The organism is Desulfosediminicola flagellatus (assembly GCF_005116655.2).
GTDB lineage: Bacteria > Desulfobacterota > Desulfobulbia > Desulfobulbales > Desulfocapsaceae > Desulfopila > Desulfopila flagellata.
Genome location: NZ_CP050698.1, coordinates 3,423,595 through 3,437,652, shown reverse-complemented (window position 1 = coordinate 3,437,652; position 14,058 = coordinate 3,423,595). Strand labels below are relative to the sequence as shown.

General features: G+C 48.8%; 3 protein-coding genes. All 3 read left to right on the top strand.

The window, feature by feature from the left end; genetic code table 11:
* The first annotated feature begins 5 nt into the window (after window positions 1-5).
* Genes FCL46_RS14255 through FCL46_RS14245 form a run of 3 tightly spaced genes read left to right on the top strand, consistent with a single transcriptional unit; the run spans window position 6 to window position 14,057 of the window.
* Window positions 6-3,503 carry a non-ribosomal peptide synthetase gene (locus FCL46_RS14255; protein WP_136807586.1) on the top strand — a complete coding sequence of 1,166 codons (3,498 nt, stop codon included), beginning with the start codon at window positions 6-8 and terminating at the stop codon, window positions 3,501-3,503.
* Window positions 3,496-9,273 (top strand): type I polyketide synthase, encoded by a 5,778-nt coding sequence (locus FCL46_RS14250; RefSeq protein ID WP_136807588.1) that lies wholly within the window; start codon window positions 3,496-3,498, stop codon window positions 9,271-9,273. The genes FCL46_RS14255 and FCL46_RS14250 overlap by 8 nt, the downstream gene beginning before the upstream one ends.
* Window positions 9,270-14,057, top strand: a complete 4,788-nt coding sequence (locus FCL46_RS14245; RefSeq protein ID WP_136807589.1) for a non-ribosomal peptide synthetase — start codon at window positions 9,270-9,272, stop codon at window positions 14,055-14,057. The genes FCL46_RS14250 and FCL46_RS14245 overlap by 4 nt, the downstream gene beginning before the upstream one ends.
* Window position 14,058: the final 1 nt, after the last annotated feature.

The following is a 14,058-nucleotide window of genomic DNA, read 5'->3' as shown; positions in this document are numbered from 1 at the left end:
TCAATATGGATGAATTACTCAATACACTTGCTTCTCTAGATATCCAACTCCGCAGCGAAAACGGTACGCTCAAATGCAACGCTCCGGCAGGAGTTATGTCGCCGGACATTCGTGAGCGGATAACCGCCCACAAAGAGGAACTTCTTGCACATTTTCGCCAGCAGGAAATATTTTCCGAACCGGATGGTGAACATATCTTACCCGTGAGCCGGGATGATGGCATAGTCCCTCTCTCTTTCTCGCAACGACGATTGCTTGTATTGGAAGAATTCGCTGGAGTCGGGGCTGCATATATTCTGCCAGCTGTCCTACGCTTGCGAGGTTCAATTCAGGTGAATAGCCTGCGAGTTGCTCTTGGGAAAATCATCACGCGTCATGAAGTGCTTAGAACTGTAATGCGTTTTGATGACGGCTCATTTTATGGGAGTGTTGTGTCTGCCCCTGAGATCCCGCTCAACATCATTGATTTACAGGGACTGGAGGGCGAACAGCAGCAGAGAGAAATTGAACGAAATATTGATTTGACAATACGAACACCTTTTGAACTGAGCAAAGACCTCCCGCTTCGAACGTCACTGATAAAGATAAACGACGCAGAATATGTATGTATTGTCGCATTTCATCATAGTGCCGCTGATGGCTGGTCGATTGGGATATTTCAGCGTGAGCTGGCGGCTTTTTATAATGAATTGGTGCAGGGGTTGCCAGGGCAACAGGAACCATTGAAAATTCAGTATGCAGATTATGCGGCATGGCAACAGCAGCGATTTAGCGGTGATTACCGTGAAACAAGGCGTAACTATTGGAAAAAAGAACTTGAGGACTCCGCGCATACGCTCAATTTTCCTACAGATAAACCTCGACCGGCATTACAAACTTTTAACGGCAGTTCTGTTCTTTTTGAAATAAATCGCGAGACCACCAGCAGGCTGAAAGAGGTGAGCGCCAAGGGTGAGGCAACCCTATTTATGACACTCCTTGCAGGATATGGTGTGTTTCTTTCGCGTAGCTGCACTCAGGATGATATTCTTGTCGGCATCCCGATGCATAACCGGCTCAGGCAGGAACTTGAGCCGCTTATCGGATACTTTTCCGACACTGTTCCTGTACGCCTAAAGCTTGCAGGTAATCCGACATTTCTCGATCTCCTCAGTCGCATCCGAACAGCATCTATTGGAGCGTATGAAAATCAGGATATCCCTTTTGATGAGGTTGTAAATGCCATTCAGCCTGAGCGGGATTTAAGTAGAAATCCGTTGGTGCAGGTCATGTTTGCTCTGCAGAATGCACCATTGCATGGTCCCCAACCGCAGCTTGAACTTCATGGTGCGGAGGTGGAGGCTATGGAAGTGAATCAGCAATTCATCCGTCTTGATCTTGAGATGCATCTCTGGGAAACCTCTGACGGATTGAAGGGGATGCTTTTCTACAACACAGACCTCTTCGATCGCAGTACAGCGGAGAAAATGTGTGCACGTTACTGTCGGATTTTACAGACGATGGCTGCGAGTCCAAATGAGCGTATTTCGCAGATGGTGTGGCTTGATCGGGATGAGCATCATCAAATTACCCAAATCTGGAATGCGACTGAGCGATCATATTCTGACCAGGCAACCCTTCATGAACAATTTCATTCTCTGGCAGTTGCCGATCCGGCGGCGCTTGCAATAGTTTCAGGGGATGACCGTTTAAACAGAGGAGAACTTGATTCCCTGGCTGACAGGATCGCCGGCTGGCTCTTGCGTTCCGGAGTACAGGCCGGGGATAAAGTGGGTATCTTCACGGGCAGGACATGGTGCAGTATAGCTGCTATGTTGGGAATTCTGAAAGCGAATGCTGTCTATGTACCTGTTGACCCAGGCTACCCGGCGACTCGTCGCGATCTGATGATCAACGATGCTGGTGTTCACTGTATTCTGACCGAATTTTCATTTCGGGATTCAGTTGCCGACTGGTGGCATGGCCCATTTTTGTCGGTCGATTCTGATCAACTGCCGACCTCGATGGAGAAGAGAGAAAAGGGCGATCCCGATGCACTCTGCTATATCATTTACACATCGGGATCTACAGGAACACCCAAAGGGGTGCGTGTGCGTCACCGTGCAGTGATAAACATGGTAGAGGCAATTTGTGCTGAGGTTAAACCATCAAGTGATGAAGTATGGACTGTTTTTCACTCTCATTCGTTTGACCTGTCTGTGTGGGAGATCTGGGGCGGCTTGTTGAGTGGTGGTACTCTGGTCATGGTTGATGCCGAAGTAGCCAGGGACCCTGATGCCTTTTATACACTTGCAGTACGGGAACAGGTCACTCTTCTCAGTCAGACGCCCACTGCACTCGAACAGTTTGCTTCGAGTCATGAAGAGGCTGATAAAAAAATTCCGCTTAGGCATATTGGTTGCGGGGGAGAGTCATTTCCTTCAAAACTCGCAGAGCGTGTGCTCAAATGGAATATCCCGGTATGGAATTTTTACGGGCCGACTGAAGCAACAGTCTGGGCTTCTGTACACAGGGTAGGGCTTGCTGACCTGCAGCAGGCAACTGTTCCTATAGGTCATCCGTTTGCCAATATGCGGATGTATATTCTTGATGAGTATGGCAATCCTCTGCCACCTAACAGTCCTGGGGAACTTTGTATTGGCGGTGTTGGTGTCGCATGCGGCTATCATAACCGGCCTGAGTTGACGGCAGAGAAATTTACGGAAAATCCGTTTGATCTCAGTAGTGAACAGCGTCTCTACCATACCGGTGACCTTGCGCGTTTTGCGAATGATGGAACTATTTCTGTTCTGGGCCGTATGGATCGTCAGGCAAAGATTCGTGGTTTTCGTATTGAACCGGGCGAAATTGAGTATGCACTTTGCGCTTTAACACCAATCACACAAGCGGTGGTTGTTTTGCGCGATGATGACGGTGATAGTGGAATCATAGCGTATATCGTTGCCGAAAAAGATGCTCCCGACGATGAAACACTCAGGATGCAGCTTCGCGAAAGATTGCCGGAATATATGATACCGCAGGCGATTGTTCGACTTGAGAAATTACCTGTTTCTCACAATGGTAAGATCGACATAGCAGCATTGCCGCCTCACGACCAGGCCCGCAGTGCACGGGATTACAAAGCCCCCCGGACAAAGACCGAAAAACTTCTGGCCTCAATGTGGTCAGAGGTGCTGGGCAGGAAAAGGGTAGGGGTTGACGATAACCTGTTCGATATCGGAGTGAACTCGCTTCTGGTGGTGCAGGTTCAACGAAAACTCCAATCTTCGTTGAGTAATAATCTTGTTGTTACAGACTTTTTTCGCTATCCGACAATTGGTGCTCTTGCCGCATATATTGCAAACACAGAGCAACGGCCATCTGAATCCCGTCCGACAAGTCAGACAAGTTCGGTAAGTTCCGAAAATGTGAATAATCCTGCAGAGCAGAGGAGTGCTGCTCGCAAAAAGGCAATGCAGCGTCAGCAGCAGGTTTTAAAACAATCACGGAGGCGTAATGTCTGAAGATCTCTTTACAGGGGAAATTGAGTTGATTGCCATTGTCGGTATGGCGTGTCGTTTTCCAGGTGCTTCCGGGGTAGAGAGGTATTGGCAAAATTTACGGGACGGGGTTGAGTCCATAACTGTCTTCAGAGATGAAGAGCTACTCGTTGCAGGTGTCGAGCCTTCGACAGTTGCTCATCCTCGATATGTCAAGGCGAGAGGTCGGCTTGAGGAGCATGATTTCTTTGATGCAGCCTTTTTTGGATTTACGCCCAGTGAAGCTGCAGTCACCGATCCGCAACATCGTCTTTTTCTTGAGTGCGCCTGGGAGGCAATGGAACATGCAGGTTATGATCCCCGGCAATCAGGAGAGGGGACGGGGGTGTTTGCCGGAGCAGGTCTTAACACCTATGCTTTACGTAATCTTATGGCTGACCCGGATATACTTAGCAAAGAAGGGGAATACCGGATTCTTATCGGTAATGATAAAGATTTTGTTGCTACCAGAACATCGTATAAGCTTGATTTGAAAGGTCCCAGTCTCAATATCTCTACAGCCTGTTCGACATCACTTGTGGCTGTGCACTATGCCTGTAACGGTCTGCTGGCGTATCAATGTGATATGGCTCTTGCGGGAGCTGTCTCAATCTATACTCCACAGGATCAGGGGTATATGCATGAACCGGGAGGTATACTTTCAGCAGACGGTCATTGCCGACCATTTTCTGCTGATGCAGGTGGTACTGTCGGAAGTGCGGGTGTTGGAATTGTTGTTCTTAAACGACTAGCTGATGCGCTTGCCGAAGGCGACACTATCCATGCAGTGATTCGCGGTACTGCTGTGAATAATGATGGCGCTGACAAAATTGGTTTTACTGCCCCGAGTGTCGAGGGGCAGGCCAGGGTTATTGTTGAAGCACAGGAAATGGCAGGTGTCTCGCCGGAAAGTATCGGGTTTATTGAAGCGCACGGAACAGGTACACCTCTTGGTGACCCAATTGAACTTGCAGCGCTGAGCAAAGCGTTTGCACGTGGAAATACGGAAAGCGGAAGTTGTTATCTTGGTTCGGTAAAGAGCAATTTTGGACATTGCGATACAGCTGCAGGCATGGCAGGCCTTATAAAGACGGTTCTGGCGCTTAAGCATCAGGCGATCCCGCCGACTCTTCACTGTGAAGCGACTAATCCGGAAATTGATTTTGCGAACTCACCTTTTCAGGTGAATTCTGAGCTACAGAGATGGGAAGGCGGTGAAACTCCGCGTCGCGCAGGTGTCAGTTCTTTTGGTGTAGGCGGAACCAATGCTCATGTTATCCTTGAAGAGCCACCGCCGGTAATACCCTCGTCGACTTCGCGTATCTGGTATTTACTCACTCTTTCCGCAAAGACCGGATCTGCTCCTGACGCAACGCGACAAAGGCTTGCTGAGTTCATCGCTGCAAACCCTTCGGTAAACCTTGACGACTTAGCCTATACACTTCAGGTTGGACGCTCACGCTTTAACTATAAAAGGGCGATCGTCTGTCATGACCGAGAGAGCGCTATTGCCGCCCTGCAGAATACTGAATCGCCATTTGCTGAAAGTTATAATGTGGAAACAGATGGGCACCGGATCGCTTTTCTTTTTTCAGGTCAGGGAACTCAGTATATCGGTATGGGAAAAGACCTCTATCGTACCGAACCACGCTTTCGAACAGAAGTAGACCGATGTGCGGAAATACTTGTGCCGCTGATGGGGAGGGATATTCGTCATATCCTGTTTGCAGAAGACACGGAGATATCTGAAGCTGAACAGATCCTTCAGGAGACCTCACTCGCTCAACCTGCCTTATTTGTTGTGGAATACTCGCTGGCAAGGCTCATGATCTCTATTGGCGTTATTCCTGAGGCGTGTATCGGCCACAGCCTGGGAGAGTACGTAGCAGCATGCATTGCCGGAGTCTTTTCACTTGAAGACGCTTTGCGGATTATAGTTTGCAGAGGGCGCCTCATGCAGGAAATGGTCAAAGGTGCAATGATTGCTGTTTCCGCGACTCCTGAAGAATTATCGGCTGAATGTCTTGAGGACGTGTCTGTAGCCGCAGTCAACACGACACGTTCATGTGTACTGTCGGGTACTTTTTCGCAAATAGAAGAGGTGGAGGAGAGGCTCGCTGGTGCAGGTATACCAACAAAGCGTTTACATACCTCTCATGCTTTTCACTCTGAAATGATGCGCCCGGTCATCGGGAGGTTCATCATAGAGTTTGAAACGCTGAAGCTCTCGACTCCGGAAATTAAAATAATTTCCAACGTGACAGGCAACTGGTTGAGTGATGAACAGGCAACTGATCCATGCTATTGGGGTGAACACCTGCTGAGCACAGTGCGTTTTGCGGATGGAATCACTACTCTATTCTCGGAGGCACCATATCTCTCGGTAGAGATCGGTCCGGGGCATACGCTGGCATCATTCGTTCGAAGTCATGCTTTGTGCCCGAGCGAATATGTCGTGTGTTCAACTTTACCTCACGCACGGACGGCTGATGAGGACAACTGCGTTACGTTTGCACGATGTCTGGCGAAATTATGGGAATCCTCTGTACATATTGACTGGCATGCCTTGCACGAGGGCGAAAAGCGGCAGAGAATACCGCTTCCCACCTACCCATTTGAACGACAACGTTATTTCCTTAAGCCTGTGGCAGGGAATAGCCTGGGCGGTGACGTTAAGAAAGTGCAGTTGCGGCAGGATTCGGCCGATTGGTTCTATCGTCCTTCCTGGAAACGGGGAGTACTTCCACTGCAAAGAGAAGGCGACGAGCCCATTAAGCACTGGCTCATTTTCACAGATAATCTTGGTATTGGTCGAGATTTGGGTAAGACCCTGCGGGATGATGGTGCCACTGTGGAATTTGTAGTCGCCGCAGATTCAGTACAGCATGACACCGATGATGGATATTCGATTGATCCGCGTGATACGAGTGCATACCTGAGTTTGATCCAACAGCTTGATGATGAAGGGAAATTTCCTGATGGAATTGTCTATTGCTGGAGCTTGACTGGTCAGTCACAGAAGATGCCGAACACGATTAGTGCTGGCAGGATGATTTACTATGACTCTCTTATTCTTCTGGTTCAGGCTTTGGAACAGTGTAAACCAGGACAGCCTAATCTCATCACTGTAGTTGCTTCCGGAATGTTTGAGGTGATTGGCAATGAGCAGATAGACCCTGCCGTATCTCTTCTTATGGGGCCGGTAACGGTAATCCCGCAGGAACATCCCCATATTTCCTGCAAAGTTGTCGATATTACAGATTCAGGCGGGATAGAGAAGAGTGATTCTGCTATGCCGGTCTCTCTGGCCGCTGTTTGCAAGAGTCGATCCCTTGAACCGGTGATTGCTCTGCGAGGGACCTACTGCTGGGAACGAATCTTTGAGCCGGTATCGCTTCCTGCGGTAACCGGTTTGCCGTCAGTTGTCCGGCAGGGGGGAGTCTATCTTATTGCCGGAGGTATGGGAGGGATTGGGCTCGAGTTGGCTGAGTATCTCGCTCAATCTGCAGGGGCACGCCTCATTCTCTTAGGCAGAAATATATTGCCTGCCAGAGAACGTATTTCGTATCAAAAAGAGCAGATAACGCCTGCTAAAAAGCAGCAGTGGTTACAAATAGATGGTGAACGTGAGAAAATCGAGCGGGCCTGCGCCATCAAGAGTATCAGAAATCGTGGTTCACTCGAACCGAGGCTTAATAGTCTGTGTGCTGCTCTTGTGATACGCTACTTGAATAGATCTGATATTAATACCAGACCAGGGCGTTTATACACGCTCACCAGCCTTGAAAAACAGCTCGATATTTCACCTAAATTTACACGGCTTTTCTCATTTCTTATCTCAACACTTTCGGAAGATGGGCATGCTCGTCTGCAGGACGGTAGCATTACTTTTCTCGGTTCAGTCGAAGAGCTTGAAGATCCAATCATCTCAGTTGCTTCTCTTATTGAAGAGTTTCCCGCCTTTGCTCCGATGATACAATTTCTGGAGCATTGTGCTGATAAGTATCCTCGTGCATTGACCAGTGAAAAAGAGGCTATCTCGGTTCTCTATCCTCAAGGAGATTCAACTGCCTTAAAGAAGATCGCCGACGAAATAGAGGAACACACATTTCACAGGGTTTACTGCATGCTTCTGGCCGAAAAAGTCAGGGAAGTGGTTGATGCAGCTAATGGCAGATGCATACGAATACTCGAAATCGGTGGCGGTGCAGGTATTCTGACGAAGCATGTTATGCCACTAATATCCGGAAAAAATGTTGAATATACTTTTACTGATATTGGTCCGTCTTTTGTTGCAGAGGCGAGGGCTTGGGCTGCTCAGAAAGGTTACGATGACATGCGTTTCGGTACATTTGATATAGGTCGGGATTTCTCAGCGCAAGGATATAAAGCTGGAAGTTATGACATGATTATTGAGCTGGATGTGGTGCATGCCACTCCGCGCATCATCTCGACCCTTGGCAATTTAAGGCGTTTACTTGTCCCTGAAGGAATGCTGTTGATGGCAGAATCGACCTCTACTCCTCGCTGGACAACAATGATCTATGGTCTGGCCGAAGGCTGGTGGCTTTATGAAGATACTGATCTTCGTCCTGAGGGGCCTTTACTAAAGGCTGATAGATGGGAGACTGTCCTGTCAAAGGTCGGTTTTGATAATGTCCACGCCTATCCTCTGGATAGTGCAAAAAGAGTTGAGCATGACTGCTGCCTTGTGGTTGGCATGGCACCCAGACACACCTTACCTGGCAATACTTCTGGCATACCAACAGAGGTATTAAGTAAACGGATGACCAGATTGGAGGAGATGGGAGCGGAGGTAAGAACATACGCTGCAGACATTTCTGACCCTGAACAGATGGAGGCTGTAATCAATGCAGTGGAAGCTGAGTTCGGGAATATTCATGGGGTTATACATTCGGCGGCTGTCGAAAATCGTGGTGCAATTCAGTTGAAAGAGGTAGGCACCGAGGGCCCAGAGTTTGCCGCTAAAGTCAATGGTTCCATAGTGCTTGATGAGTTGTTTAAGACGCGTTCTCTTGACTTTATGGTTATTTGTTCATCAATAACCTCAATACTGGGTGGGGTTGGCGATGTGGAATATACGGCGGTAAATGCTTTTGCCGATGCCTTTGCTTCGGCTAAGGCCAAAAACACTGACAGGTATACTGTTGCCATTGATTGGGACAGGTGGATCGGCACTGGCATGGCTGCTTCTTTTGAAAAACGGTTTCTGAGCTTGAGTGGCAGCAAGCCGATGGGTGGAATGTCAGCTGAAGAGGGGATGGATGCATTTGCCCGCATTCTGGACAACCCGTATTCAGGCCAGATTGTGGTTTCAACACGGCCGTTCAACGGTTGGATCAGTGAGGCCAGAGCCGGTACTTCAGCAAATATTGCTGATCGCGTTCCAGGGCCTGTATCGATGCAATCCCGGCCTGTATTGAACAGCGCCTATACAGCTCCAGTCAGTGATACTCAAAAAACGATCGTCGCTGTCTGGCAAGATGTACTGGGTATCGAACGTATCGGTCTCGATGATGTTTTCTCGGAAATAGGTGGTGATTCACTGATCGCTATCAAGGTTGTTGCGCGGTTGAGTGAAGTATTTGAGGCCAATATTACTGTCCGTGCACTCTTTGAGGATCAGACTGTCGCTAGGCTATCGGAACGTATTGAGGCAATGCGCGCAATGGTTTCAGATGAAAATGTCTGGTCGGATGAAGATTTTGATATGGATGATACAGGTACCCTATGATACGGATCGAAAAAGTTCTTTCCCAACTGGGGACGCAGGGGGTCAAATTCTGGCTCGAAGGAGAGACGCTTCATTACAGGGCTCCACGAGGTACTCTTAACGCAGAGACCATTCAGACCTTGCGCTCACGAAAACCTGAGATTCTTGCCTTTCTGCGTAGCAACAGGGCAGAAGACAGTGCAGCTGCTATGCTTCCTTCGCTTGCAACCGGTGCCCGCAACTCAGGTCTATTGTCTTTTGGTCAGCAAGGTCTCTGGGTTTTGCATCAGATGAACGGGGGGCATGCCGCCTATAATATTCCTGAAGCTGTTGTGCTCAACGGCCCCCTTGATCGTAATGTACTTCGGCAGTCTCTGCAAAAAATCGTTGAACGTCACGCTATGCTTCGTGCGTCAATTCGTGAGGATAAAGGGGATGCCTGCCTCTATGTTGCAGAGAGTGTAAATGTCGATATCCCGGTCGTTGATATACGCTGGGTGGAACCACATGAGCGTAAAGCGAAGGCCTTACATCGTATAACCACAGAAGCAGATAGCATCTTTGACCTCCAGGCCGGACCTTTATTTAGAACCTGTTTGGTTCAGCTAGGTGAGCATGAACATATTTTCTGCCTCACAATGCACCATATGATCGCTGATGGCTGGTCAAAAGGAATCCTGAGCAAAGAGCTTGCAGCGTATTACAACTCCTACCTGAAGGGAGTGGAGCCGGAGCTGAAGCAGCTTAATGTCGACTACCGTGATTTTGTTTATTGGCAACGGAAACAACTGACAAATAAATTTCTTGAGCCCCATATTCAATATTGGCAGGAAACACTGAAAAACCTCCCATCTCCCGCTTCTCTTTTGCCTGATCGTTTCAGGCCGGCGAGGCCACGTGGGCGCGGCAGGGTAATTGTCCGCGAATTTGGGCATGAGCTCACCCGGGCCATCAAAGAGATAGCGCGGGAAACAGGCTGCACGCTGTATATGGCCCTGGCAACCGTTTTTGTCGAGCTCCTGCGGCGATACAAAAATGATAATGATTGCATTTTCGGTACTCCAACAGCGAACCGCCCTTTTAAGGAACTCTACGATCTGCTGGGATTTTTTGTGAACAGCCTGGTCATCCGGGTAGCAGCAGATGGTAGATTATCATATGAAGATCTCGTGGCACAGGTGCGCCAAACAACACTGGATGCCTTTGCACATCAGATAGTTCCCTTCGAAAAGGTTGTCGAAGTGCTCGGGCAGCGCCAGCAGAGCTTCTCTCCGATATTTCAGATAGGTTTTGTTTTACAGGATGGTACGATAGAACCACCGAAACTTGACGGTTTGCATGTCGAACAAATTCAGGTTGAGAGAACCACTGCTAAATATGACCTCAGCCTTATCGCTGTCGAGACCCGGGACAAAATTGTTCTTGAATGGGAATATGCGACGGACCTCTTTGAAGACGATACGATAGTTCATCTGGCCTCAAGCTTTCAACACCTTGCTGAAGAAGCAATGAAAAGTCCCTCTAAGCCGTTACAGTTGCTGGATTGCTGCAATAGTGTGCAGCGGGCCTTAGTCATCGACACCTGGAGCCGTTCGTCTACCATACCCGTTCCTGAGTTGTGCCTGCATGAACTGTTCTCAGCCAGTGCAACACAAAATCCTGATAGATTAGCAGTGGTGTGTGGCGGTCAGCGTCTCACATACCGCCAACTCGATGAGCGCTCCGACGCGATTGCCTTGCATCTCGAACGGGTAGGAGCCGACACAGAAACAGTTATTGGAGTGTGTCTGGATCGATCTGTTGATCTTATTGCCTCTATTCTGGCCATCCTTAAAACTGGTGCGGCCTATCTGCCTCTTGAGCCTGATCATCCTAAAAGTCGTCTGCACAATATGCTTAGCGACAGTGAGGCGCAGATAATCATCGCTGCCGACAATCATAGTATTCCTGATATTTCCGGAGTGACAGTGGTTGATCCCCTGCAGATTTCACAGACTTCTCTGAACAGGGGTGCGACTTTTCAGACTAAACGAACTGTCCGGCCGGATAATCTTGCCTACCTGATTTACACTTCAGGATCAACCGGTACCCCGAAGGGGGTAATGATCGAGCACCGGTCTGTGGTCAATTTGATTGGTGGATTAGAAGAAATTGTATATTCGCATTATCAGGGGCCACAACAGGTTTCGCTCTTTGCCTCAACAGTTTTTGACGCATCGGTGCAGCAGATTTTTGCGGCCCTGTGTGGTGGCCATACACTTCATGTTCTGGATACTGCCAGCCGAGAGAACCATTCATTGCTTCTCGACTATTGGCGAGAGGAGGGTGTTACCATTGCGGACGGTACTCCGACGCTGCTTCGTCTGCTTCTTGAATCCGGACTGGCGGAGATGGAGGGACTGGCACTCAAACATCTCATTATTGGTGGTGAGCCACTTCCATATGAAACTGTGAACAGGTTACAGTCGGGTTCATTCGGGCGCAGACTGACGGTAACGAATATCTATGGACCTACCGAGTGCTGTGTGGATGCTACTGCCTTTACCTGTCCGTCCGATGTGTTACCTGAACTTGCAATTATTCCAATTGGTCGACCCATGGCCAATACCGAAACCTATATTCTTGATGAGCAACGGCAACCGGTTGCTCCCGGTATGCCTGGTGAACTATACATTGGTGGCCCCGGAGTGGGACGAGGGTATCTGGGACTGGATGCTCTTACTGCGGATCGTTTCGTCGACAACCCCTTCTTTCAAGGAAAACGGCTATATCGAACCGGTGACAGGGTAAGGTTTCTTGCTGATGGTACTATCGCTTTTCTTGGGCGTACAGACAATCAGGTGAAGGTTAATGGGTATCGAATCGAAACGGGTGAGATTGAACAGTGTTTGCGGCAGTACTCAATGGTGCGCGATGCTGTGGTTTGCACCCGGGAAACAGAAAATTCACACTATGAGCTCGTAGCGTATCTGGCTGTTGGTGATGAGAGAGTTACACTGGAGCATCTGTATGGGGGGATTTCTGAAAAACTACCGCATTACATGATCCCGGCCCGTTTTTTTACTCTTTCTTCCTTTCCGAGAAGTACCAGCGGCAAAGTTGATCGTTCAGCGTTGCTGTCACTCGATCTTGTACAACTGCAAAAAGAGTCCCAAAAGCACTGCCCGCCGCGAACGGAGAAAGAAAAAATACTCTCAGGAGTGTGGCAGGATGTTCTGAATGTGGAGGCTCCCGACATTCATGATAAATACTTTATGCTCGGCGGAGATTCAATAAAGGCGCTGCAGATTGTTTCGCGCTTGAGAAAACACCATTATCAGATTGCTCTAAAAGATATTTTTCAATTTCCTACCATTGCTCAACTGGCTCCTCTTATGAAAGAAGGGATAGCTGCCAGGCCTCATAGTCATGCCATAGGCCGGGTACCGCTTACCTCTATTCAATCATGGTTTTTTGAGCACTTTACATCAACTAAACACCACTTTCATCAGGCTGTGCTGCTTCGGCCTGCCAAGAGGATGGATGAGTCGGCACTGAGAGGAAGTCTCCAGATACTGCAGGCGCATCATGATATGCTCAGGTCACGTTTTTTCGAGGATGATACCGGTGTGTGGAGACAAGAGGTGATGGAGCACACCTCACCAGTGCGTTTTGAGTATGTCGATCTTCGCCAGAATGCACTGGGCCTAGACGCAATGCGTGAACATAGTTGTGGTGTTATGAGCCGGACAGACCTGGCGGCAGGTTCCCCGTTTGCAGCAGTTCTGTACCGGATGCATGATGATGACCGTCTTTTACTTACTGCCCATCACCTTGTGGTGGACGGGGTTTCATGGCGAATATTGCTTCAGGATCTGCATTCCGCGTATACTCAGATTCTCTCAGGTAATGAACCCGGATTGGGTGTGAAAACAACATCATTCAAGGAATGGTCGGACCGGCTTGCAGTTCATGCGCAATCACTTCAACCAAAGCGCCGGATCTGGTCGGAGAATACGTCGAATATTCAGTCAAAACCAGTTTCATCCCCTTATGTCTCTGAACCTTTTACCTACAAAGAGCGACAGCGGCATAGCAAACATCTGTCCAGAGATCTGAGTAAACGCTTGCAAACACATGTACATCAGGCATACCAGACCGGTATTACAGATATGCTTGTGTGCGCCTTTGGCCGAGCGGTACACAATGAGGCAGGTACAGACTGTTTTGCTATTACTCTGGAAGGTTACGGCAGGGAATCGATTTTTGAGGATGTTGAGCTTGATCGCACTGTAGGGTGGTTTACTTCCATGTATCCTGTTGTTTTAGATTTTAGTTCGTCAGTTGAGGTGGCTGAAAATATACAGGCAGTGCAGCGGGCCATCCATAAGGCCGGTTCAGTCGGAATTGAATTTGGCATGCGTCGCTGGGGGAGCGGCAGTAAGTCGAGTGATCGTAGGGAAGCGCTCCCTCCCATTCTGTTTAATTACCTCGGAGATTTTGATGGGGAATTACGTTCGGATCTGTTCGAACTAGCCACAGAGGAGGTCGGGGCTGTTATTCATCCGGATGCAATAGTGCCTTTTGCTCTTGAGGTTACCGGTATGTGCACCGATGGAAGAATTCAGCTTTCCATCGAGTATGGAACAACGATCGATACCTCGCGGGTCAAAGCACTTATGGCCTCATGGGTTGAAGAGCTTCATGTCGTAGTTAATCATGCTCTTGCTGTGGTAACTAAGGATCCCGGGCCGTCGACCATAGATTACACAGGGGTGGGGTCTGACGAAGTAAACTCTTTCTTGAACACTTTCACGGAGAGCTGAG

Excerpts from the sequence above, each read along its gene's own strand:
- FCL46_RS14255 (WP_136807586.1), top strand. The coding sequence starts at position 6 with ATGGATGAATTACTCAATACACTTGCTTCTCTAGATATCCAACTCCGC.
- FCL46_RS14245 (WP_136807589.1), top strand. The coding sequence starts at position 9,270 with ATGATACGGATCGAAAAAGTTCTTTCCCAACTGGGGACGCAGGGGGTC.
- FCL46_RS14250 (WP_136807588.1), top strand. The coding sequence starts at position 3,496 with ATGTCTGAAGATCTCTTTACAGGGGAAATTGAGTTGATTGCCATTGTC.